The sequence below is a fragment of the Nostoc sp. ChiVER01 genome (genome assembly GCF_034531155.1).
Lineage (GTDB): Bacteria > Cyanobacteriota > Cyanobacteriia > Cyanobacteriales > Nostocaceae > Nostoc.
In genome coordinates, this window is the sequence record NZ_JAVRBS010000045.1 from 18,691 (window position 1) to 43,392 (window position 24,702).

Below are 24,702 nucleotides of genomic sequence, written 5' to 3' on the forward strand. Positions count from 1 at the left end.
TCCTTGTCCCCTTGTCCCCTTGTCTCCCTCATCCCCCCACTCCCTACTCCCCACTCCCTACTCCCAGAATACACCCACTACGCGCGGGAATAGTCAACGCCAATTGCTGAGTTTCTCCTTCACCATTCCACTCAACTTCAGCAGTACCATATAACAGCTTGTTGGGTTGAGTACGTAAGCTGACAACATCTGCATTGGCTGTTGCTGAACTTGTGCCAGCGTTGACGGCAATTATCAATTCCTCTGTTCCTAAAGTTCGTGCAAAGATATAAATTTGTCCTTGAGCATGGAGGACTTGATAATCACCTGTACGCAAGGCTGGGTATGTGTGGCGTAGGGCAATTAATTGACGATGAGTATTGAAAATTTCTTGATTCCAGTTACTCTCTAAAGGAAAGCCACGACGTGAGTCTGGATCTATTGCACCAGGTAAACCAACTTCATCACCATAGTAAATGCTGGGCGCACCAGGAAAGGTGAGTAGCAGTAAAGTTGACAATTCTATACTACCTATATCACCGCCTGCAATTGTCATCAATCGGGCTGTATCGTGACTTGCTAACAAATTGAGTTGAGTTAGCTGAATTTCCCAAGGGTAAAGTTGCAGTACTTCTTGGATTTTGGTAGCGTATTCGGCGGCAAATAAGGGTGGATAAGGTTGATAATCGCGGCTTTGGACTTGTTCTAAGACTACGCGATCGCCTGCTGTAAAGGCAATTGTTGGCCCAGTAAATAGATAATTCATCACGCCGTCAAATTGTGTTCCATCCAACCACTCGCGGGAATCTCCCCAGACTTCGCCGACAATGTAAGCTTCGGGATTGACTGCCTTGACGCGATCGCGGAATTCCTGCCAAAATCCAGGAGTTTTTATTTCAAATGGTACATCTAATCGCCAACCATCAATGCCGAATTTAATCCAATATTCGGCAATTTCCATAATATATTCCCGCACTTCTGGGTTGTCGTGGTTAAATTCTGGTAAAGCACGATTTCCTGCCCAACCTACATAATTAGCAGGGAATTCCCCATTGTATGCTGAAAGGGGCCAGCCTTCAATTTTGAACCAATTTACCCAAGGCGAATGGGGGCCATTCTCTAAAACATCATGGAAGAAGAAAAAACCACGGCTGGAATGGTTAAATACGCCATCCAGAACAACTTTGATATTCCGTTGATGGGCTGCATCAAGCAATTCCTTAAAAGCCTCGTTGCCCCCTAACATCGGGTCAACTTGATAATAATCGTGGGTATGATAGCGATGATTGCTAGCGGATTGAAAAATGGGTGTAAAGTAAATCGCGTTAATTCCTAAATCCTGGATGTAGTCTAAACCCTCCATGATGCCCCATAAGTCGCCGCCTTTATAACCCTGGAGTGTTGGCATAGAGTCCCAATCTTCCCAACGGGCTTCACGCAGCAAACGTTTGTGCGGCTGTTTGCTTCTGGCAAAGCGATCTGGAAAGATTTGGTAGAAAACTGCGTGCTTTACCCAGTCTGGTGTTTGAATTTGCATGAATAAATTTTTGTAGCTTCAGAAGCGATCGTTGCAAATATTAGCTTCTTTATGGCTCTTACTTATGATAGAAAATCTGTCATTTATTAGTAGTCATCAGCGATTTAGTCTGTATCCGGCTACTTTATACGCAAATGTTATCAGTCTTAACTATTTTGACTAGAAACTAGAGTTTATTTGAGTTTTTAACAGAAATCGGAGATGCGGCTGCTCAAAGATATCTCATGAGTCACAGAAAATAACTATGAGCGAGACAGAATTTCAAAAGATGAGTTATGAATTAGCAATTGTCTTAGGAATAGCTTACTGCCTCCTAAGCTTATTTGATGTTATCTATGAAATAAAAATAGATAACTATAGTCGCATCAAATAATTAAGGCGAAAAAACTACGTTATAGAGCGACTGATAATCCCTACTCAGAGCACTACTTTGTTGACAGTAAATAAATTTAATTTGAGGTAAAAATGAGGCACGAAAAACTTTCTCCCGGATTGCTTCTGGCATTTCGAGACTATCAAAATGAAGGAGATCAAGCCTTAGTTACACACAAGCGATCGCTTGGCATCATTGCCCACAAAAGCCCAGTCAAGCCCACTAAGAGCGTTGTTTTTATCTACTGCGACCATGATGCAGACTTAAGTTTCTTATCACAATATAATATTGAAGTCAATCAAAACTCTGGAAGTGTGCGGACAGCTTTCTTACCGATAGAGAGTTTAGATGTCTTATCTGAAGAAGATGTGATTCGGCGGATTAAGCCATCACGCAAACTTCATTTGAGGATGGATACTGCAATGGGAACAGTCAAAATACCGGAGTTCCAGAACAAAACCGGACTGACTGGTAAAGGAGTAATTATCGGCATTATAGACAGTGGCATTGATCCGAAACACCCTGCCTTTGCTGGACGAATTTTACACATTTGGGATCAAACACTGCCAGGGCCAGGAGTCACAGAGGGCGGCTATGGGGCTGAATTAACCGGAGCGCAACTGACAATTTCTCAGGATACTGGTGGTCATGGTACTCACGTTGCAGGAATTGCCGCCGGTGCCGATGCTAGCTATGGCGGTATAGCACCAGAAGCGGAATTAGTTGTTGTCAGGTCAGATTTACAGGATGCCCACATTGCTGATAGTGTGCGTTACATTTTCCGAGTTGCTAGAGAGTTGGGACGCCCAGCAGTGGTAAATCTCAGCTTGGGTGGACATGCTGACGCTCATGATGGTAGTGATTCTTTATCCAAAGTTATTGATGCCGAAACTGGCCCTGGAAGAATTATTTGCTGTGCTGCGGGTAACGAAGGAAACCATAACATTCATGGTCAAGCGACAATACCCTGTGGACGCACTTGTAGTATGCGCTTTAATGTTCCTTTGAATCAAATAGACATAGCTTGGTTAAACGGTTGGTATTCCAAAGACAGCGAATTGGAAGTATCTGTGCGGAGTCCTAACGGTTTTGTCACTCCCTTCCAAAAAATAATTACTCAGGGTAATGCCGCACAAGATTATCAGTTACCAGATGCACGGGTACAATTAGCGACACCAGCACCAGACCAAGCCAACGGCGACCATAATTTCTTTGTGCAAATACGCGGTATTGACCCCTCGCCAGTTATGGGAGGTATTTGGCAGTTGCGAGTCCGCAACACTTCTTCAACTGACACATGTTTGAATGTGTGGACTCTAGATGACAATTCATCAGTGTTTTTTACAGGTAAAAGTGTGAAGGATGCGGTAAAAATTGGTTCGCCAGGAGCCGCTAGCAGTGCAATTACAGTTGCCGCCTATACTACTAGAACCAAGTACACAGATATTGATAACAAAGAGCAAGAAATGGGGTTAGAATTGCATACCATTTCGGAATTCAGCAGTGAAGGGCCGCTACGGAATAATGGACAGAAACCGGATGTAGCAGCACCAGGAGCAATGATTATTTCCACCCTTTCCGCCGATGCAAATTTTGACCGCTCATCGATGATTAATTCCAAGTTTGTAGTACGGGCTGGTACGAGTATGGCAACACCGTTTGTAAGTGGATTAGTGGCACTGCTGTTACAGCGAGATCCTACACTTGATCCGGCTGCTGTGAAAGACTTGCTACGTAAAAATAGTGCAATTCCTGGAAAACCCCCAGGCACATTTGATGAGAAATGGGGTTATGGAGTGATTAACGCTTTGAATCTGTAATAGGACTTACGCAAAAATTGCTAAAAAGCTTAATTTATCGAACCGCCAAGACGCCATCGCGTAGCGTCTCGTTAGAGAAGAGCGCCGAGAATTCGTAGAGTGTGCGTAAGTCCTATGTAATTGGACTGAGAAAGGTAAATATTATTTCTATATAAGGATAGGCAACAAAAACCTATGAATTTGATAGGTTAGGGTAGGCAAAAATTGTCTACCCTTTTTACTAAGGAGTTGCTGATGAATTATCAAAAACTAGATGCGGCTCTTGCTACAGCAGTGAATGATGTTCAAAATTCAGAAAAACCGAGTTTGACGGTTTTTATTCATACTGAACCAATTTTAAACTCGGCTGCAACTGCTGTTTTAGAAAGTTTAGGCGTTAGTGGTGTTAGCAATGGCAAAGATATTTTCACGGCAACACTGTCAGCAAAGGCCATTTCCCAGTTGTCAGAGCAACCTTGGGTGAAGTATTTGAAGCGATCGCAGCAATTAGGTTTGGTTAATAAGAGAATACCTAAAGGTAAGTTGGGTGTTTAATGGGTATTGCCTAACCCTACACTAGGTGCAATACGGTTCAGTTAAGAATATTTTCACATCTGCTGCTATTATTTTTTTGACATCATTATTTTAGAGCGAACTTCTTCGCGTTTTTCCCCCATGACATCAATATAGTAACGTTCCGGTGATAATACTGCTTGGATTTGTTTTTTCTCAACGATCCATGAGAGATAATTGAGCGCAATCTGCCTTTTTTCAATACGTTGTTTCTCAGAAACTGCCTCTACTTGAAGGTTATTCGCCCAAGCTATTTTATCTTCAAGTTGCGGTGGTCGCAGTTCTTCGATTCCCACATCTTGCGGTGAGGTAACCAGCAGAAACTCGATAAACTCCTGGAAGCCAACAAACGCCAGTTGACAAATTAGCTGCTGACTAAATTTTCCCCAGAAATAGCCACCGTGGACATCTGGTGTATTGTTACGAAAATATGCCCAACCGAGTTGCACATACTCTAAAAACGTTAAGGGCGAGGTTTGTTTGTCCAGAATCATCATGTAGCGATCGCGATTAGGTGCATTAGCATAATTTGTGCGCTCTTTGTATTCTGTACAATCAAAGTAAGTAAATAAGCTAGCTAACGACTCCCGATCTTTAATTGCTGTGGTAACTGTGGACTGATATTCTTGATTAGCTGGATCTAATCCCTGGTTTTGCACTTTATTCAAGACATTAATTTCTAAATAATCAAGTAATGAATTAATCTCATCTAACGGCTTGCATAAGTTCCGATCCTTCCAGTTGACAATTCCATACTTACTCTCAGATTGCCCTCTCACCTTATTTAACTTACTGCTGTGATAGCTATTGGAACGAACAGTCACATTACCTAGCCGATACCCTTGTGTTTGGGTCTTTGCTGGAAAGGAAAAATAATTAGCAGCCGTAGAAGCAAGACGTAGAGCTAAATCTCCTTCGTTACTGAATAGATACGCCTCTTCAAATCTTCGTAACGATGACCGTAAGAAATTGGATCTTCCAGAAGTAATTGCTAGTGCGGGAATATCTGGTGCTATCAGAATTAAACGACCTAAACTAAAAACTTGCCCGATTCTTGAAGAGGGTCTTTTCCCGGCTTTTTTGTCATTGATGTTTCCTACAGAATTAGAGTCAAAGACATCAGAGAGAATTCGGACTGCTTGTGTAGTTACTTGACTACCCAAACTATGCCCAATGAAGGAGAGTTTTATCGGGTGTTCTTTCCAATAGGTTTGAGCCTTATCCTCTGATTGATCTTCCTGAAGGCAGCATTCCATCAAACCTTTATCTAGTTGGCGAATCAGTTCAACCAAATCGTGAACTCCGTAGTTGATTGCTCGATAAGAGTCACGAAAATATACAATTACGCGCAAAATAATCAGGCTGAAAACAATACCAAATCCGAATGTTCCTAAAATAATGGGAGCAACGAAAATTGGGGAAGATAACCAGAAGAACAGTAAAACAGATGCGATCGCCACAATTAAGCTTCCCCATAGCAGAACCTTCAGTAGAAAGGGTAAAGTGCTTAGGGAAGTAGTAATATTTTGGACTTTAATAGTTTCCGAAGGCCAGCGATAACCAAGAAACACTAAACTATCTGACTTTTGAGAAATTAAGGCATCACTGTTAATATACTTACAAAGTTTTTGATAATTTTTCCAAATTCCATCTGCGATCGCCTCATTGCTTACGGGTGATGTAGTTAAATCACTATCTGCACCTCCTGTGTTATATCCATGAATAGCAATTACTATCCCTAGTTCCTCAGAATTTTTGGGGAGTTTTTTACTTTTTGTATAAAGGAGATCGATTATCGTTTGAATGGTTGGGCGCGTATTATCTTCTTTGATATCTTGTAAATCTTCTACGTTGGCTCGTGCTGTACTGCGGATCAGGTATCCTGGAATTCCTTGGGGTGCTGGAGCATTGGTTGGCTCAATAAACAAGTTATCTACTAAAATATCCATACACTACTTCTTATCGCAATCCTAAATGCTTTGTTAAATTTGTGAGAGCATTATAATTAATTTGACTACTAAGTAAGTATTGACAAGAATTAAGTTTAGTAAATCTCATCGTTACACAACTTTTTTTATCCGCCATCTATTAATTTCTCATAAAATTTTACAGACAAATTTATACAATTGTTTACTATTACTAATTCAAGCAAGAGCCAATCATTGAAATTCCCTTTTGATAATACCTTTGTACTATGAAATAGCGTAGGCGTACCCCGCCGCAGGCATCGCACTTTCCTCGTTGCGTAATTTCTATGTAAAATTCATCCCTAAGAATCAGACGATCCCCCTTACGTGTGGTGGCAGACAGTCCTAAACTGAGAGTGAGAGTTGAAAGGCAGTCGGGAGACATTTTGTGAAAAACGTATTATCAATCATCCTTGGTGGTGGCGCGGGTACTCGGCTTTACCCGCTAACCAAACTCCGCGCTAAACCAGCAGTACCAGTAGCCGGGAAGTATCGCCTAATCGATATCCCTGTCAGTAACTGTATCAATTCCGAAATATTCAAAATCTACGTCCTGACACAATTCAACTCAGCTTCCCTGAATCGTCACATCGCCCGTACCTATAACTTTACTGGCTTCAATGAAGGCTTTGTGGAAGTGCTAGCGGCACAACAAACACCAGAAAACCCTAACTGGTTCCAAGGTACAGCCGATGCTGTACGTCAGTATTTGTGGTTAATGGAAGAATGGAATGTAGAAGAATATCTCATCCTCTCAGGCGATCACCTCTACCGCATGGATTATCGCCACTTTATCCAGCGCCACAGGGAAACAGGCGCTGATATTACTCTCTCAGTCATCCCCATTGATGAGCGCCGCGCCTCAGATTTTGGCTTGATGAAAATTGACGATTCTGGTAGGGTAATCGATTTTAGCGAAAAACCCAAAGGTGAAGCATTACTCCAAATGCAAGTTGATACAAGTGTACTGGGATTATCAAAAGAACAAGCCAAGCAACAGCCTTACATCGCCTCAATGGGGATTTATGTCTTTAAAAAAGATGTTTTGTTTAAGTTGTTGAGAGAAGGCATAGAAAGGACTGATTTCGGTAAAGAAATTATTCCTGATGCCTCTAAAGATTACAACGTTCAAGCTTATCTATTTGATGACTATTGGGAAGATATTGGAACAATTGAGGCATTTTATCATGCCAATCTAGCCCTGACTCAGCAGCCCCAGCCACCTTTTAGTTTCTACGATGAACAGGCACCAATTTATACCCGCGCCCGGTACTTACCACCGAGTAAACTTTTAGATTGCCAGGTAACAGAATCAATTATTGGCGAAGGTTGTATTTTGAAAAATTGCCGCATTCAACACTCAGTATTGGGAGTACGATCGCGGATTGAATCTGGCTGCCTCATTGAAGAATCTTTGCTCATGGGTGCAGATTTTTACCAAGCTTCTGTAGAACGCCAATCCAACGTAGAACAAGGTGACATTCCTGTAGGTATTGGTGCTGACTCGATTATTCGCGGTGCCATCATTGATAAAAACGCCAGCATCGGTCATGATGTCAAAATTATCAATAAAGATAACGTGCAAGAAGCTGACCGCGAAAATCAAGGTTTCTACATCCGCAGTGGCATCGTGGTTGTGCTGAAAAATGCTGTCATTCCCGATGGAACCATCATTTAGTCAGTAGAGACGCGATTAATCGCGTCTCTACAATAGTCATTAGTCATTAGTCATTGGTTAATAGTTACAAGGACAAAGGACAAAGGACTAATGACTAAACTAATTTTGTTAATTGGTCTTCCAGGTAGCGGTAAGTCAACTTTCGCTAAACAATTGCTAGCAGAATGCCCCCAGATGCCACTGATTTCTACAGATGGTATTCGGGGGCAACTGTTCGGTTCCCAAGCCATTCAAGGGCCGTGGCAGGTGATTTGGAAAGAAGTAAGAAGGCAATTTCAGCAAGCTATTTCTACAAAAAATACAGCTATTTTCGATGCCACCAATGCCCAGCGCCGTCATCGCCGTGAAGTTATTGCTTTAGCCCGTGACTTGGGTTTTACCCACATTACGGGAATTTGGGTGGATACGCCAGTGTGGCTGTGTTTAGCACGGAATAAAAGGCGATCGCGCCAAGTTCCTGAAGAAATTATCTTGCGGATGCACCGTCAACTCCGAGATGCCCCCCCAAGTCTGGAAGAAGGACTAGACAACCTGATCCGCTTATCAGAAAAATCGAAGTACGGAAATTGCGATTCCTTGTTGAGCGAGAACCACACTTGAATTTCTATATTCTTTGTTAATTTAAAGTCAGATTCTCTTTGCTTGGCACTATACCAGGCAAACTAACATCTTTTATCTTAAAAAAAACATAACAGGAATTTCTATAGGAGGCTGGTAGATAGATGGCTGCAACCAACTACAAAGACTATTACGCAATTTTGGGAGTTAGTAAGAATGCTACTCAAGAGGAGATTAAGCAAGCCTTTCGTAAACTAGCCCGCAAATATCACCCTGACGTCAACCCAAATAACAAACAGGCAGAAGCACGCTTTAAAGAAGTTAGCGAAGCCTACGAAGTTGTGTCAGACCCAGATAAACGCAAAAAATACGATCAATTCGGTCAATATTGGAAACAGGCTGGTCAAGGTTTCTCATCTGGCGGCGCTGGTGTTGATATGGGTGGCTTTGACTTCAGTCAATACGGCAATTTCGATGAGTTCATTAATGAGCTGCTAGGACGCTTTGGTGGTGCTACGCCTCGTGGTGGGCGACAAAGTTACGCACAACAGAATAATAATTACTCAAATTACTCACAAAGTTACTCTTACACCAATACCACAGGTGGGACGACGAGTGGTTTTAGCGGCAACTTTAATGATTATGGGTTTGGTGATGCAAGTACGGGTACTTCCCAAGATAGTGAAGCTGTAATTGCTCTAACTTTTTCTGAAGCATTTAACGGTGTGCAAAAGCGCTTCAGTTTAGGTAACGAAACAATTGATGTTCGTATCCCATCTGGGGCTAAACCTGGTACTCGTCTGCGCGTGCGAGGTAAAGGTCAAATTAACCCGATGACTCAACAACGAGGGGATTTATATTTAAAAGTTGAATTTCAGCCCCACTCGTTCTTCCAAATGGAAGGCGATAACTTGGTGTGCGAAGTGCCAATCACGCCAGATGAAGCTACTTTAGGAGCGTCTATTGATGTACCCACTCCCGATGGTTTAGTTAATGTCAAGTTACCAGCAGGAGTGCGTTCTGGTCAATCGCTGCGTTTACGTGGCAAAGGTTGGCCCCTCGCCAAGGGTGGACGCGGCGATCAGCTGGTGAAGGTGGCGATCGCACCACCAAAAGACCTCAGCCAGGAAGAGCGGGAATATTATGAAAAAATCCGGGCTATACGTACTTATAATCCCCGCAGTCATTTGCAGCAAGTCAAGCTGTAAAAATTTAGCTTTGTAGAGATGGGAAATTTACCGTCTCTACATTGACTAGCGATGAATTTGCTGCGTGTTTCTCGCTACTACGATGGACTTCAACGCTTCCATTGCTTCTGGTGTAGCCTCGGTAGCTTGCCAACTTGTCCGTGCAGCTAACCGATCGTGCCAAGCATTTACCTTTGGATAATTACTTAAGGAAATGCCTACTTCTGGCAGCCATATTACTACAGTTCCAGCTACAACCTCAGCTAAAGTTAGGTTTTGACTACCAAAGTAAGGGCGATCGTCAAGTAAATTCTCAAAAAGCTTCAGCACTGTTGAAATTTTTTGCTTTGCCTGCTCGATTTTTTCTGCATCTTCCCCAGGTAAGCCCAATACCTGAGGTAAAAACGTGGTGGTTGCTGGCAAAAGCTCATTTACAGTTACTAGTTGTACCATGCGTGCGATCGCTAAATCCTTGGCATCTTTAGGCAACATCGCAGGTGTGGGATATTTTGCCTCTAAATAGTCCAAAATTGCCAAAGATTCCACTACTTTAAAGCCATCATCCACCAAAGCTGGAATATGATGGAAAGGACTAATTGCTAAAAACTCTGGTTTAAACTGCTCCCCATCCAGTTTTATCTCTACTAATTCAAACTCAAGTTCTTTTTCCAGCAGAGTAATCCAGACACGGCGGGAGTTAGGAGAAATCGACGAATGATAAAGGGTTAGCACCATAAAACCTCACAATTTCATGAGTAGGGTGGGCATTACCATTTACACATTACACTCAATTGAATTGTTTTAATAAAGTCTCAACACTAGCATTGTGATCCAAAAAAGAAAATAAATGCCAGTATTGGAGTTTTCCTTCTTTATCTAATACGAACTGTGCTGGCAAAGGCGCTCCCAGTGCTTGTCCTACTTGATAGTTACGAAAAACTCGACAACTAGGATCGCTCAATAACGGCATTTTTAAACCTAAATCCCTCACAACAATTTGACTTTGCCGTTCATCGGTACTAGTAATCATTAAAACTTCTATACCACGATTTTTAAACTGCTCGTAGTTTTCTTTTAAAGCTTTGATGTGAGGAAAACAAAAGGGGCAATATTGTTTTTCAGTAAAGATGCGAGTAAAGGCAAGTAAGACTGGTTGCTTGCCTTTATAATCAGACAATTTTACTAAAGTTCCGTTAGTAATATCTGGCAGTTGAAAATCTGGCGTTCCTACCCCCAACCTGAGTTTATTTGTCGCTGGAACTGGTAAAAAATTACGGAAGAAGCGCTCATTTAATAAGCCACTAAAATCAGTTGAAGTAAGCATAATACTATTTTGGATTTTGGATTTTGGATTGTCAAAGAGTTATTGATAATTAATTTTTGGCATTTTATCTGTTATAACCATTGTTAAGATTGGTATATTTTCAATAATGATTATTTAAATACTATTTTATTAAAAAACCACAGATAGATACCGAGGTTGACACTGTTTAATGTGTATCTCTGTTATCTGTGGTTTTCGTTGATTTCAACTCCAACAGGATGGATTACGAAATTTAGACAGCAGAGAAGTAGACTTTAGACTTCACTGGGTCAGGATTCATTGTCTTGTCACCAGGTTGCCAACCAGCTGGGCAAACTTCGTCAGGGTGAGACTGAACATACTGAATTGCTTGCAGTGTCCGCAGGGTTTCATCAACGCTGCGACCAAAAGCTAGGTTGTTGATGGTGGCGTGCTGTATAATACCATCTTTATCGATGATGAACAGACCACGCAAGGCAATGCCTGCTGCTGGGTCAAGAACGTTGTAAGCGGCGCTAATCTCTTTTTTAATGTCAGAGACTAGAGGATAATTCAGGTCGCCGACACCACCAGACTTACGATCTGTTTGAATCCAAGCGAGGTGGGAGAATTCACTATCAACAGAAGCTCCAAGGACTTCAGTATTGATTTTCTTGAATTCTTCGTAGCGATCGCTAAATGCTGTAATTTCAGTGGGACAAACAAAGGTAAAGTCTAGTGGGTAGAAAAACAGGATGACATACTTACCGCGATAATCGGAAAGTTTGATTGTCTTAAATTCCTGGTCTACCACAGCCGTTGCTGTGAAATCGGGAGCTTGTTGACCAACGCGGAGGCTTCCTTCGGTTCCGTAAGTAAGGGACATTAACCTAATTCTCCTTTATCGGTTTAGTAGCGTTGTAATTTGGGTTAAGTAAAACTCACCCATCCACGCTCTCACAGTTTAATTACGATCTGTTACGACTATATCATACTCATAACGATTTTGAGTAGCAAATGCTTGATTTAGATACAAGAGAATGGTTGCTTACCAATGGCTTAGGAAGTTTTGCCAGTGGTACAGTTTCGGATGTCCGCACACGTACTTATCACGGTTGGCTGTTTGCCGCTACAAAGCCTCCTTCTGAGCGCACTCTGCTGTTTTCGCACCTAGAAGCTAGCTTGGAAATATTAGGGAACGTTGTAGCATTGGGAACAAATTTTTGGGGTAACGGTCAGATTGAGCCGACAGGCTACGAATTGCTACGCTGTTTTGATATTAACCCAGTTCCAAAATGGATTTGGGGTCAAGATAACTGGCAGTTAACTAGACAATTAGTGATGCCCTATGGTTGGGGAGGGAGTGGGGAATGGGGAGTAGGGAGTAGGGAAGAGAATCATAGTACAGACGCGATTAATCGCGTCTCTGACCACTTTCGATTTTGCCATCGAACTTTAATCCAATATCGCTACGAGGGAAGCGATACAGCGATTTTACGACTGCGACTGCTGATAGCAGAACGTAACTTTCATCACCAGCAAACTGCTAATCCAGGATTACAGTTCTCACAATTGCTTGGAGAACAGCAAATCTGTCTGCAAGCAAAAAATTCTAGAAATTTCGGTATACCTTGGCACTTGCGCTGGACACAAGGAAGGTATCAAACAGATGCAGTTTGGTATTGGAATTATGGATTGCCTGAGGAGACAAAACGGGGATTAGGTGACAAAGAAGACCTATACAGTCCTGGTTACTTGATAGTTACACTGCAACCAGGAGATACAGTCACTCTAGAAGCGCGAGTAGGTTTTCCTGATTCGACGGCAGGTGTTCTCACCGATGAAAGCTTTGCAGAAGCATTAGAAAGAGAGCAAAAACGGCTCTCCCAGATTTTTGGATGGAGTCAAGGAGGCAGAGGAGCAGGGAGCAGGAAGCAGGGAGAAAGAGAGAATTTTACCCTCTGCTCCCTACACCCCGTCCCTCTGCCTCTTTTCAATGCCCAATGCCCAATGCCTAATGCCCAATTTACAATTTGGCAACACCTACTTAAAGCAAGCGATCAGTTTATCGTCTATAGAGCTTCAATTCCAGGCCCTACGGTCATTGCTGGTTATCACTGGTTTAATGACTGGGGACGCGACACATTAATTGCTTTACCTGGGTTGGCACTAGTTCCCCGGCGCTTTGACTTGGCAAAAGGAGTATTGCGGACTTTTGGGCATTATTGCCGCCACGGTTTGATTCCTAATGCATTTCTTGATGTCAGTGGAGAACCAATTTATAACAGTATTGATGCGGCATTGTGGTGGATTGAAACTTTAGGACTTTATTTAGAAGCTACCCAAGACTGGGAATTTTTAGCAGATCAATTCCCTTTAGTACAGCAAATCTACAAAGCATTTGTCGGTGGTACACATTTCAATATCCAGATCGATGCCACCGATGGGTTAGTTAGTTGGGATGCCCCTGGTTTAGCCCTTACCTGGATGGATGTAGTAATTGGCGCATACCCCGTCACTCCCCGTTACGGTAAGCCAGTTGAAATCAATGCACTATGGTATTCTGCTTTATGTTGGCTGAGTCAGTGGGCAGAACGATTGAGCCAGCTTGAGTATGGCTCGTCAGTGCGCCTCACGAAGCAAGCACAGCGTTATGCTCAACAAGCAGAACATGTAAAAATCTCACTGCAAAAATTCTGGAATCCTCAACTGGGTTATTTGTACGATACTATTGAGCCGGACGATCGCCGGAATTTTCAAATTCGTCCTAATGCCGTTTTGGCGCTGTCGCTGCACCATTGCGCCTTTTCCGAACAGCAAGGGTGTCAAGTATTAGATTTGGCAACTGTCAGCTTACTTACCCCCTATGGTCTTCGCAGTCTCGATCCAGGAGATCCCGAATACAAAGGGAGATATGAGGGTAATCAAGAACAACGCGATCGCGCTTATCACCAAGGCACTGTTTGGGCTTGGCTAATTGGGCCGTATATTCGGGCTTGGCAACGTTTTTATCCAGAGCGATCGCTGCCTTTTGATTGGCAACCTCTGCTAGATCACTTCTTATTTGACGCTTGTCTTGGTTCTATTTCTGAGATTTTTGATGGCGATGCACCTCATAAGCCCAGAGGTGCGATCGCTCAAGCTTGGTCAGTTGCCGAAGTCATCCGCCACATTAAATAATACTGAATATAATCTTCTTGACCAACGAACTTCTAACCTGCTGAAAATATTGGCTGCTCACATCTTAATTATCAAGAACATGAATCTACCAATCAACTCATGAGCGAGGAACGAGAAAGAGCCGATAATGATTCCCCCTGGAAAGAAATCCTAGAAGCTTACTTCCCACAAGCAATGCAATTTTTCTTTCCGCAAACAGCAGCACTAATTAATTGGAAACGTCCCCACGAGTTTCTTGATAAGGAATTTCAACAAATAGTTCGGGAAGCAGAACTTGGTAGAAGATATGCAGATAAATTGGTCAAAGTCTGGCAAATTCAAGGAGAGGAAATTTGGTTGTTGATTCATGTCGAAATTCAGGCAAAATCAGAAGATAATTTTGCTCAAAGGATGTTTTCTTACAACCTACGAATTTTTGACAAATTTGCTAAACCAGCCATTAGCCTAGCAATCTTGTGCGATGCTGACTCGACTTGGAGACCAAATCAATACAGTTATAATTATCCCGATTGTAGTCTGCATTTTAGATTTGGAACCGTCAAGCTGCTCGATTATCAAAATCGATGGACAGAGTTAGAAAATAGCGATAATCCCTTTGCGACGGTAGTAATGGCACATTTGAAAACCCAACAAACTACTAAACAGTTGGGAGAAAGGAAAACGTGGAAATTTAGTTTAATTCGGCGATTGTATGAACAAGGGCTGCAAGAAAGGGATATTCGTAATCTCTATCGTTTTATCGATTGGGTTATGATTTTACCAAAAGGATTAGAAGCAGAATTTTGGCAGGAGTTTAAACAATTCGAGCAGGAGCGTACCATGAGTTACATTACCACAGGCGAACGCATTGGCTACGAGCGAGGTAAGCAGGAAGGACAACAGGAACAAGCACAAACACTTGTACTACGACTGCTACAAAAACGGGTAGGAGAGTTACCACAACAGGTTCGAGAACAGATTCAGGGTCTTTCTCTAAAACAATTGGAAGCACTGGGTGAGGCTTTGTTAGATTTTAGTGCGATCACTGATTTGCTCAACTGGCTACAAACTCATCAAACAGTTAGTGCTGAGTCCTAACTATTAGAGGTTAAACCTGCCTCTTTACCGCTTAATTGCTAGTATTAACTATGAAAAGTAGGTCATCTATATAAAATATGTCTTAACTCATGCCGAATATGACAAAGACTCCTGGAAAAATGACCCTTACTTTTAACTCAGACATTTACAGCCACTTACTCTCTCAACATCAACCTCGGATTATCAAGACAGAAGAGAAAAACGATAAGTTTTTAGAAACTGTTTAATAACTGCTTTCTCGTTCTCATCTGACTCCTGAAGAAGATGCTTTGTTGAAATTATTGGTAAAACTGATTGAGAATTTTGAAGATAATCACTATCAGCTTAATGTTTCAACACCTTATTCAAGACTCTTGCATTTGATGGAAGCTAGGGGTTTGAAACAAGCTGATTTGGTAGAAATTCTAGGTTCTAGCAAGATTGTTCCTAAAATCATGAATAGCGACCTAGAAATAATGAAAGAACAAGCTGAGGCTTTGTGTAAGTTTTTTCACGTTGAACCAAGCTTGTTTATTTTAGAATAAGCGATCGCTTTTTTTAAGTGAAACCTAGTTCAGAGATAATAGGCGATTATTCATTTAGCCCAATTTAACGGCTATGAAAGCTTTTGGCTATTATATTGATAGATTATAATTTACTTTGTATGATTATTAACTAAAATGTTGTATATACTTATAACAAGTATAAAAAACTAAAGAGCCATTTAAGATGCCAAAAGATAGCCCAAAAGTTAGCCTAGATGCACTTATACCTAGAGAAGCATTTGAGGTTCAAGGACAGCAATCTCAAATGATACTCAATAATATTCCTATGATACAAATTCGTAATTTAGAGCAAAAAGATTTTTTCTATCCATTTTTACGAAAACCTGATTTTCAACGAGAAACTAATGAGTGGGATGCTCAGAAAATATGTGATTTTATTGAAAGTTTTTTAAATGGTGATTTAATACCAGCCGTTATTCTTTGGAGAAGTGATAGTGGTTATTTTTTCGTAATTGATGGTTCACATAGGCTAAGTGCTTTAATAGCCTGGATAAATGATGATTATGGTGATAAAAATATTTCCAATAAATTTTATGATGGATATATCACAGAAGAGCAAAAAAATGCTGCTCAGGAAGTTAGAAAACTAATTAAGGATAAGATAGGCTCTTACCAAGATTATGAATTATCAACACAGCATCTAGATAAAATAGATCAAAAAACACTTGAGAGAGCAAGAAATTTGGGCAGTTTGGGTATCCAACTTCAGTGGGTTGGCGGTAATGCATCTAAAGCAGCAGATTCATTTTTCAACATTAATCAAAAAGCAGCGCCTATTAGTCCAACTGAAATGCGTTTATTAAAGGCTAGGAATAAACCTAATGGTGTTGCTGCTCGTGCAATTATGAGAAGTGGTAATGGCCATAAATATTGGTCAGAGTTCTCACAGGATAAACAAGAAAAAATTGAAAAACTCGCTCAAGAAATACATCAACTTCTTTTTGAGCCTAAGCTTAAAAATCCTATAAAAACTACAGATGTTCCAATGGTAGGAAATCTATCAACTTCACAGAAAAATGAATTTATCTTAGAATTTGTCAATATAGTTAACAATATAGAAGCAGAAAATGAACTGGATTTGAATGATGATCCAACAGGGGAAAATACTGTAAAATTCTTAACGAATTGTCAAAAACTAGCCCAGAGAATCAATACTAATGATCCTTCATCTCTTGGGCTTCACCCATTGATATATTTCTATACTCACGATAGTCGATATAGAATAGGTTCATTTTATGGTGTTGTTAGCTTGGTATTATATTTAGGAAAAAATAAATCTTATAATAAATTTATAAAATGCAGAAAAGATTTTGAATTTGTGATTTGGCAACATGATGATATAGTTCCACAAATTGTAAGTAAAAGTAGTGCCGTCAAGGCACGAGAAAAAGTTAAAGATTTTTATTTAACAATAGTTGAAAAATTAACACAAGGTGTAGATAAAAAAACTGTTATGAAAGAGATAGTATCCGAGAAAAATTTTGGTTCCTTAAAAATGAAATCTAGAGTTAACACAAGTGAAACTCAAAGTAAAACTTTTTCACGAGAAACCAAAGCAGCAGCTTTTATCAGAGATGCTTTACCTAAAGTTCAAAGATGTAAAATCTGTGGTGGCTATCTTCACAGTCACTCTATATCTATAGATCACAAAACAAGAAAAGAAGATGGTGGCTTAGGTAATTTAGATAATGCACAGTTAACTCACCTATACTGCAATACAACATTCAAAAATTAAAGATTCTCAAACTAGGCATAAAATTTAGAGATAGGATGCTTTAGTTTTATGTAATACACATTACTTGGAAAAGACTAAGATTTCATCGCCGGATACTGTTTTAAAACCTGCTTTAAATATTGCCCAGTATAAGACCTGGGATTTTTTGCAACTTCCTCCGGTGTACCCACAGCAATCAATTCTCCTCCTTTGTCGCCACCTTCTGGCCCCAAATCTATTACCCAATCAGAACAACGAATTACATCTAAGTTATGTTCAATTACTAATATTGAATTACCTTTATCTACCAATCTTTGCAACACATCTAATAATTTGTGGACATCATAAAAAGATAACCCTGTTGTCGGTTCATCTATTAAATAAAGTGTCTTACCTGTGGCGCGTCGAGATAATTCTGTTGCCAATTTCACCCGTTGCGCTTCACCACCTGATAAGGTAGTCGCAGGTTGTCCTAGTTGGACATAACCCAAACCAACATCAAATAAAGTTTGCAAACGCGCGATCGCTTTGGGTATATTCTGGAAAAAGTCTAAACTTTCCTCAACTGTCATTCTTAGAACATCAGATATAGACTTATCTTTATACTTCACCTGCAATGTTTCGCGGTTGTATCTTGCACCCTTACAAATTTCGCATTGTACGTAAACATCAGGGAGAAAGTTCATTTCAATCACATTCACACCCTGTCCGCTACAAGCTTCGCAACGTCCACCTTTAACGTTGAAGGAAAATTGTCCAGGTTTGTAACCTCTAGCTTTTGCTTCTACTGTTTGGGAAAATACATCCCGAATCGCATCGAAAATTCCTGTGTAAGTTGCAGGGTTGGAACGTGGTGTGCGTCCAATGGGAGATTGATCGATAACGATCGCTTTATCAATCGCATTCAATCCCTGGATTTTATCCAAATGTCTGGGTAAGGGAACTTTCTTAGTTAAATGATGTTGCAGAGATGGATATAGTAATTCGTTAATCAGTGTAGATTTTCCAGAACCAGACACACCAGTGATGGAGACGAGTTTACCTAGCGGAATGTCTACATCTATATTCTGTAAATTGTTGCGATGAGCATTTTTAATTCCCAAACTGCGCCCATTTCCTTCTCGGCGTTCTGCTGGTGTGGTAATTACTCGCCTCCCTGATAAATATGCACCCGTCAAAGAATCTTCTGCTGCTAATAACGCCTGAAAATCACCTTGGGCGATAATATTTCCGCCGTGAATTCCTGCACCGGGGCCAATATCAACAATGTGGTTAGCTGCGCGAATTGTTTCTTCATCGTGTTCAACAACAATTAATGTATTACCCAAATCGCGCAATTTCGTTAAGGTTTTGAGCAACCTACCATTATCTCGTTGATGCAAACCAATACTTGGTTCATCTAAAACGTAGAGAACTCCTGTTAAACCAGAACCAATTTGCGTTGCTAGACGAATTCGTTGGGCTTCGCCACCAGAAAGGGTCATGGCGGGACGGTCAAGGGTGAGATAATCTAAACCTACATCCAACAAAAATTGCAATCTAGCTTTGATTTCTCGGAGAACTAAATCAGCAATTTGTAACTGGCGATCGCTCAACTTAAATTGCTCAATTCTCTCCCGACAATCCCGAATTGATACGGTAGTTAATTCTAAAATTCCATATTGTCCCAACTTCACAGCCAAGGCTTCCGGTTTTAACCGTTTTCCCTTACAAACCTCACACGGTTGATCGATTAAATACTGCTCTAATTTTTGTTTAATTAATTCCGAACCACCTTCATATTGCCGTTGCAAAATTGGAATAGCACCTTTAAAACTCTGCTTTCTTTTTGCTTCTGCGGCTCGTTCATCTTTCTCTCCAAACAAAATAATTTGTTGTTGTTCTTCTGTCAGCTTGCTCCAATTTGTTTGTAACTCAAATCCATAAATCTGTCCCACACTATAAAGTAATTCCAAGTAATAAGAATTATCTTTTTCTGACCAAGGCGCGATCGCAGCATAAACTGGCGCTTCCCAGTCGGGTACTATCAAGTCTGGTGCAAATCTTCTTAAAGTCCCGATTCCGTGACAGTGCGGACAAGCACCATAAGGCGAGTTAAACGAAAACAATCGCGGCGATAATTCCTCCATTACCGCCCCATGTTCTGGACAAGCAAAATTTTCTGAAAATACTAATTCTTCTTCTTTTTCTTGTCCGTCGTCACCAAGTAGACTCACCAGAATGGCTGCAATCCCACCCGATTGCTTGAGACACGTAGACAAAGAATCAACCAAACGCTCCTGGATATCAGCCTTTTTCACCAATCGGTCAATTACCACTTCGATGGTGTGGGTAAAGTTTTTATCCAATTCAATGGAATCTGACAGTTCGCGGATCTCGCCATTGATCCGCACGCGGACAAAACCTTGAGAAGCCAGACTTGACAAAAGCTTACGATGTGTGCCCTTTTTCCCCCTGACAACGGGTGCAAGAATTTGGAAGCGAGTACGATCTGGTAATTCCATGATGCGATCGCACATTTCATCGATTGTCTGGGGTGCAATACAGCGATCGCATATCGGACAATGGGGTTCGCCAGCCCGACCAAACAACAGCCGCAAATAGTCGTAAATCTCCGTCACCGTACCCACAGTGGAACGGGGGTTATGAGACGTTGACTTTTGGTCAATAGAAATTGCTGGACTTAAGCCTTCAATGGCTTCTACATCCGGCTTATCCAGTTGTCCTAAAAATTGTCGTGCGTAGGCGCTGAGGGATTCCACATAGCGACGCTGCCCTTCAGCAAAAATGGTATCAAAGGCTAGGGAAGACTTACCAGAACCAGAAACGCCAGTGAATACGATTAGGCGATCGCGTGGCAATTCCAAATCAATATTCTTCAGATTATGCTGCCTAGCACCCCGAATCCGAATGGTATTCTGGCTGTTGTGGCTGGGGTAGGGAAGATGTCCATTCAAGGATGCTGCTAGCTGTTTGTCTGACATATTGGGCGGCAAAGAGGGAGTTTCTTATGAAACAGTCCTTAATAATACTATCTTTAATCGGTTTATTGTAGAACAATAGTACTGTTTTAATTAGTTCTCGTTCCAGATTTATGGCGCAGATATCCTTAAGAGTCTGCTAATTTGGAAGCATCCTGATTTAAATCCTTCTGAGGGCGAAGCTATGGTATCGCAAATCCAACCGCCGACCCAGCCAGAGGTCATCTACCCAGATAGTGACGGACAACCAGTGGCTAATAATACCATACAGTTTGGCTGGATTGTAGAAATTAAGCAGAATATAGAGTGGCTATTTGCCGACGATCCAAATGTATTTGTCGCCGGGGATTTGTTTTGGTATCCGGTAGAGGGACGTAACAAAATTGTTAACGCCCCAGATGTGATGGTGGTATTGGGTAGACCAAAAGGCGATCGCTTATGCTACCAACAATGGAAAGAGGAGGGAGTTGCGCCGCAAGTGGTGTTTGAAATTCTTTCTCCCAGCAACACACAAACTGAAATGGACAAGAAATTACTTTTCTATGACCGCTATGGGGTGGAAGAGTACTACATTTACGATCCTGAGCGAAATAATTTGCATGGATGGTTGCGTAGCGAAGATGGGTTAGATGTCATCCCCCAAATGGAAGATTGGGTCAGTCCTCGGTTGAAAATTCGGTTTGCTCCATCACCAGAGGGTTTGCAGCTATATCGCCCTGATGGAGAACGGTTTTTAAATTATACAGAAATTTCTCGCAACGCCGAGCAAGAAAGGCAACGAGCAGAACAAGAACGCCAACGGGCGGAACTTGCAGAACAAGCCAGAAGAGATGCCATACCCCGATTATTGCAAATGGATTTGAGCATCGAACAGATTGCCCAAGCTTTGGGATTGTCAGTGGAAGAAGTGCGAACCCTTGCTCAGGAGTAATGCGGTATGCAATTTTTTAATCGGGTCATTAGAAATTGAAGTTGTATTTGAGATATTCTGAATCATGCTAGCCAATGCAGCCACCCATGATGTCGCCTGGGAAAAGTTACCTGATGATTTTGTTTTAGACAACGAGCCAGTCGATAACATTAATCAGCCACTCTTGGCTGCTGCTTTAACAGAAAGCTTAGAACTTGCTGGCAGATTAACCACCGATGCTTTAACCCTCACTCACTACGGTATCTGCGCCAACTTGAATAATCGATTTGTGGTCAAAGCGCCAGATTGGGGATATGTACCATCAATTCGAGTCTCACGAGAAGAAGTGAAGCGCAGTTATACGCCACGACTCCAAGGTGATATTCCGCTAATTGTAATGGAATTTCTCTCAGATACCGAAGGTGGAGAGTATTCGAGTAAACCGACCTATCCCCCAGGTAAATGGTTTTATTATGAGCAGATTTTACAAGTGCCAAACTATGCCATTTTTGAACCAGATAGCGGAGTTTTAGAAGTTTATCGGCGAGATGATTTAGGAAATTATGAACTGCAAACACCAGATGCAAATAATCGTCACTGGATTGCCGAAATGAACTTGTTTTTAGGCGTATGGCAAGGAAGCCGAGAAAACCGCACAGGTTATTGGTTACGTTGGTGGGATGACAATGGCGAATTATTACTGTGGGGTTTGGAGTTAGCAGCAAAAGAACGCCAGCGTGCAGAGAGATTAGCTGTTCAGTTAAAAGCGCTGGGAGTGGAACCGGAGGTTTAACTCGGAACTTCGACCTTTTTACTCGGCCGTTCGTGTTCAGAACTCGGAACTTCGACCTTTTTGCTCGGCCGTTGGTGTTCGGAACTCGGAAGTTCAACCTTTTTGCTCGGCCGTTGGTGTTCGGAACTCGGAACTTCGACCTTTTTGCTCGGCCGTTTGTGTTCGGAACTCGAAACTTCGACCTTTTTACTCGGCCGTTCGTGTTCGGAACTCGAAACGCCAGATTCAGAACTTGAATTGCGTCTTTTCATTATCAAGCGATGTCTACGACGGGTTATGACGCTCGAATACTCGCTATCGGCGTCGCCCTGCCCCTATATTTAAACTCAGCAAGGTGCTTGAAGTACAATTACTTAAAACCGTGCTGCGCCATCTCCTCAGTTTTATTCGTGTCTAAACTTGTATCTCTCTGGAAAAATTCATCAAAAAGTTTAAAGAAATATTCAAATCCTGCTTTTTCATCATGGCAGGAGAGCATAATTAGCTTTGCCCAAGAGCTAACAGTCGTTACCCCAAACTTTTTTTGCAGCCAAGGTTGAAATTCATCGTAAAATTTTTCTTCTTCTTCGGTCATGTCAATTCCTAATTCGCTGCGAGAAAATTCATAACCGACTAAAAACATAAATAAGTCACTTACAGAAGGTCGTCCTAGATACATTCCAGGTCTGGCTCTAATTTTGTCTACAACTTCTAATAGTCCACTCATATTTATTTCATCATCTACTTTGATTATTTATAGAGATTCTAACTCTTCAACAATAAATTGTTCACTTGGACAATGGAAATCACGTAACCAATCTTCCCTTGTCATCCCCTCAGCAGATAGATTATCAAAAACTAGTCCTAATACTTCTACTCCATAGTGAGTTCCATTTTCGGTAATTGATTCATTGGGATTCCAGCGATCGCTAGTTATAAAAACTTCATTTCGTCTTTTGGTTCTAAGCTGAATAATCTTACCCTCAATGCTATTTTTTGCTAACCATTGCATGACTGCCTTGGCACATTTATCACATTCAAGTAAAGGAAAGTTTACTATTATTCTGCCAATTGCTTGATAAACTTCTTGTTGTGATAACTGACTCACCCAGCCTCCCCATGATTCAGCAATTTACCAAGCGACCGCCTTTAACTCTACATTTAAGCTGTTCAAAACTGCGATCGCATTTATTTTTTAGCGAGCGATCGCCTTTAGTTCTAACCATTTAAGCTTATAAATTGCGATCGCATCTTTAATTAATTTACCAAGTGATCGCCTTTAGCTCTATATTTAAGCTTAGAATTACTGCAAAAATTAGGTTCTCAACTGCGATCGCATCTCTAATTTACCAAGCGATCGCCTTTGGCTGTAAATTTCAGCTTAGAATCACTGCAACAATTAGGTTTTAAACTGCGATCGCATCTCTAATTTACCAAGCGATCACTGTTTTTGAATATTAACTCCCCATAACTCCCTCATTTCCCCGGTTGGTGAGCGAAGTCGAACCACATCTTCCTAATCTCTACTGCCTTGGACACACCTTAACCGCACCAGGATGGCTAGCCAAATAACCCTTAAGCCAACTGCAACCCTGCACTAATAAATCATCAAGATTCAGATTCCACAATTTGATGGTGTTGTCAGAACTTGCGGAAGCTAAAGTTTTGCCATCCGGGCTAAAGACGACGCTGAAGACCAAACTGCTATGCGCAGTCAGGGTGGAAATTTCTTTGCCCGTCTCCCGATTCCACAATTTGATGGTGTTGTCAGCACTGGCGGAAGCTAAAGTTTTGCCATCGGGGCTGAACACGACGCTGTTGACCCTCTCGCTATGCCCAGTCAGGGTGGTAATTACTTTGCCCGTCTCCCGATTCCACAATTTGATCGTCTTGTCATCACTGGCGGAAGCTAAAGTTTTACCATCGGGGCTGAACACGACGCTGTTGACCCTCTCGCTATGCCCAGTCAGGGTGGTAATTACTTTGCCCGTCTCCCGATTCCACAATTTGATCGTCTTGTCATCACTGGCAGAAGCTAAAGTTTTGCCATCGGGGCTGAACACGACGCTGTTGACCCTCTCGCTATGCCCAGTCAGGGTGGTAATTACTTTGCTCGTTTCAAGATTCCACAATTTGATCGTTTTATCATTACTGGCGGAAGCTAAAGTTTTGCCATCGGGGCTGAACACGACGCTATGTTCAGTCAGGGTGATAATTTCTTTGCCCGTCTCCCGATTCCACAATTTGATCGTGTTGTCATCACTGGCAGAAGCTAAAGTTTTGCCATCCGGGCTGAAGACGACACTGTTGACCGCATCGCTATGCCCAGTCAGGGTGGTAATTACTTTGCTCGTTTCAAGATTCCACAATTTGATCGTCTTGTCAGTACTGGCGGAAGCTAAAGTTTTACCATCCGGGCTGAAGACGACACTGTTGACCGCATCGCTATGCCCAGTCAGGGTGGTAATTACTTTGCTCGTTTCAAGATTCCACAATTTGATCGTCTTGTCAGTACTGGCGGAAGCTAAAGTTTTACCATCCGGGCTGAAGACGACACTGTTGACCGCATCGCTATGCCCAGTCAGGGTGG

Annotated in this window: 20 protein-coding genes and 1 pseudogene; 12 read left to right on the forward strand and 9 right to left on the reverse strand. The window is 41.7% G+C overall.

What is annotated here, in order from left to right; genetic code table 11:
• Nucleotides 1–43 precede the first annotated feature (43 nt).
• Nucleotides 44–1,516 (reverse strand): glycoside hydrolase family 13 protein, encoded by a 1,473-nt coding sequence (locus RMY00_RS34070; RefSeq protein WP_322651776.1) that lies wholly within the window; start codon nt 1,514–1,516, stop codon nt 44–46.
• A 465-nt stretch (nt 1,517–1,981) separates the two neighbouring features.
• On the opposite strand from RMY00_RS34070, the gene RMY00_RS34075 reads away from it, so the two are divergent.
• Together RMY00_RS34075 and RMY00_RS34080 are read left to right on the forward strand one after the other, a co-directional pair.
• Complete coding sequence (locus RMY00_RS34075; protein ID WP_322651777.1) at nt 1,982–3,709, forward strand: S8 family serine peptidase; 1,728 nt, start codon at nt 1,982–1,984, stop codon at nt 3,707–3,709.
• A gap of 234 nt (nt 3,710–3,943) precedes the next feature.
• The gene (locus tag RMY00_RS34080) at nt 3,944–4,243 is read left to right on the forward strand and encodes a hypothetical protein (RefSeq protein ID WP_322651778.1); all 300 of its coding nucleotides are present in this window, start codon (nt 3,944–3,946) and stop codon (nt 4,241–4,243) included.
• Between the two features lie 68 nt (nt 4,244–4,311).
• Here the strand turns inward: RMY00_RS34080 and RMY00_RS34085 are convergent, their stop codons facing one another.
• The gene (locus RMY00_RS34085; protein ID WP_322651779.1) at nt 4,312–6,210 is read right to left on the reverse strand and encodes an alpha/beta hydrolase; all 1,899 of its coding nucleotides are present in this window, start codon (nt 6,208–6,210) and stop codon (nt 4,312–4,314) included.
• Nucleotides 6,211–6,616: 406 nt separating this feature from the next.
• Here RMY00_RS34085 and RMY00_RS34090 point away from each other — a divergent pair, with 406 nt between their 5' ends.
• From RMY00_RS34090 to RMY00_RS34100, 3 genes are all read left to right on the forward strand, one after another.
• The gene (locus tag RMY00_RS34090; protein WP_322651780.1) at nt 6,617–7,906 is read left to right on the forward strand and encodes a glucose-1-phosphate adenylyltransferase; all 1,290 of its coding nucleotides are present in this window, start codon (nt 6,617–6,619) and stop codon (nt 7,904–7,906) included.
• A 90-nt stretch (nt 7,907–7,996) separates the two neighbouring features.
• On the forward strand, nt 7,997–8,506 hold the full coding sequence (locus RMY00_RS34095; protein ID WP_322651781.1) for an AAA family ATPase: 510 nt from the start codon (nt 7,997–7,999) through the stop codon (nt 8,504–8,506).
• Nucleotides 8,507–8,628: 122 nt separating this feature from the next.
• The gene (locus RMY00_RS34100; protein ID WP_322651782.1) at nt 8,629–9,672 is read left to right on the forward strand and encodes a DnaJ C-terminal domain-containing protein; all 1,044 of its coding nucleotides are present in this window, start codon (nt 8,629–8,631) and stop codon (nt 9,670–9,672) included.
• A 45-nt stretch (nt 9,673–9,717) separates the two neighbouring features.
• Here RMY00_RS34100 and RMY00_RS34105 read toward each other — a convergent pair whose 3' ends face one another.
• The 3 genes from RMY00_RS34105 to RMY00_RS34115 all read right to left on the reverse strand — a co-directional run bounded on the left by RMY00_RS34105 (nt 9,718) and on the right by RMY00_RS34115 (nt 11,819).
• A complete protein-coding gene (locus RMY00_RS34105; protein ID WP_322651798.1) occupies nt 9,718–10,383 on the reverse strand; it encodes a glutathione S-transferase family protein in 666 nt (221 codons plus the stop codon).
• Between the two features lie 55 nt (nt 10,384–10,438).
• Nucleotides 10,439–10,975 carry a peroxiredoxin gene (locus RMY00_RS34110; RefSeq protein ID WP_322651783.1) on the reverse strand — a complete coding sequence of 179 codons (537 nt, stop codon included), beginning with the start codon at nt 10,973–10,975 and terminating at the stop codon, nt 10,439–10,441.
• A gap of 232 nt (nt 10,976–11,207) precedes the next feature.
• Nucleotides 11,208–11,819 carry a peroxiredoxin gene (locus tag RMY00_RS34115; protein ID WP_322651784.1) on the reverse strand — a complete coding sequence of 204 codons (612 nt, stop codon included), beginning with the start codon at nt 11,817–11,819 and terminating at the stop codon, nt 11,208–11,210.
• Between the two features lie 131 nt (nt 11,820–11,950).
• Between RMY00_RS34115 and RMY00_RS34120 the strand changes: the two genes are divergently transcribed.
• From RMY00_RS34120 to RMY00_RS34140, 5 genes and pseudogenes are all read left to right on the forward strand, one after another.
• Entirely contained in the window at nt 11,951–14,113 is a 2,163-nt protein-coding gene (locus RMY00_RS34120; RefSeq protein ID WP_322651785.1) for an amylo-alpha-1,6-glucosidase, read from the forward strand.
• Nucleotides 14,114–14,212: 99 nt separating this feature from the next.
• Nucleotides 14,213–15,190 carry a DUF4351 domain-containing protein gene (locus RMY00_RS34125; protein ID WP_322651786.1) on the forward strand — a complete coding sequence of 326 codons (978 nt, stop codon included), beginning with the start codon at nt 14,213–14,215 and terminating at the stop codon, nt 15,188–15,190.
• A 25-nt stretch (nt 15,191–15,215) separates the two neighbouring features.
• Nucleotides 15,216–15,326, forward strand: a pseudogene (locus RMY00_RS34130) (type II toxin-antitoxin system HigB family toxin); the annotation flags it as partial.
• A gap of 136 nt (nt 15,327–15,462) precedes the next feature.
• Nucleotides 15,463–15,714, forward strand: coding sequence for a hypothetical protein (locus RMY00_RS34135; protein ID WP_322651787.1), 252 nt, complete (start codon nt 15,463–15,465; stop codon nt 15,712–15,714).
• A gap of 184 nt (nt 15,715–15,898) precedes the next feature.
• Nucleotides 15,899–17,470, forward strand: coding sequence for an HNH endonuclease family protein (locus RMY00_RS34140; RefSeq protein ID WP_322651788.1), 1,572 nt, complete (start codon nt 15,899–15,901; stop codon nt 17,468–17,470).
• A gap of 74 nt (nt 17,471–17,544) precedes the next feature.
• On the opposite strand, the gene uvrA is transcribed toward RMY00_RS34140, so the two are convergent.
• Entirely contained in the window at nt 17,545–20,433 is a 2,889-nt protein-coding gene (gene uvrA / locus RMY00_RS34145; RefSeq protein WP_322651789.1) for an excinuclease ABC subunit UvrA, read from the reverse strand.
• A 181-nt stretch (nt 20,434–20,614) separates the two neighbouring features.
• Here uvrA and RMY00_RS34150 point away from each other — a divergent pair, with 181 nt between their 5' ends.
• Together RMY00_RS34150 and RMY00_RS34155 are read left to right on the forward strand one after the other, a co-directional pair.
• Nucleotides 20,615–21,361, forward strand: a complete 747-nt coding sequence (locus tag RMY00_RS34150) for a Uma2 family endonuclease (protein WP_322651790.1) — start codon at nt 20,615–20,617, stop codon at nt 21,359–21,361.
• A 64-nt stretch (nt 21,362–21,425) separates the two neighbouring features.
• The gene (locus RMY00_RS34155) at nt 21,426–22,133 is read left to right on the forward strand and encodes a Uma2 family endonuclease (protein WP_322651791.1); all 708 of its coding nucleotides are present in this window, start codon (nt 21,426–21,428) and stop codon (nt 22,131–22,133) included.
• Nucleotides 22,134–22,482: 349 nt separating this feature from the next.
• Here RMY00_RS34155 and RMY00_RS34160 read toward each other — a convergent pair whose 3' ends face one another.
• The 3 genes from RMY00_RS34160 to RMY00_RS34170 all read right to left on the reverse strand — a co-directional run.
• A complete protein-coding gene (locus RMY00_RS34160; RefSeq protein ID WP_322651792.1) occupies nt 22,483–22,839 on the reverse strand; it encodes a hypothetical protein in 357 nt (118 codons plus the stop codon).
• A gap of 27 nt (nt 22,840–22,866) precedes the next feature.
• Nucleotides 22,867–23,220: a papain fold toxin domain-containing protein gene (locus RMY00_RS34165; protein WP_322651793.1), complete on the reverse strand. Its 354-nt coding sequence runs from the start codon at nt 23,218–23,220 to the stop codon at nt 22,867–22,869.
• Nucleotides 23,221–23,635: 415 nt separating this feature from the next.
• The coding region (locus RMY00_RS34170; protein WP_322651794.1) for a WD40 repeat domain-containing protein at nt 23,636–24,702 on the reverse strand (1,067 nt) is incomplete at its 5' end.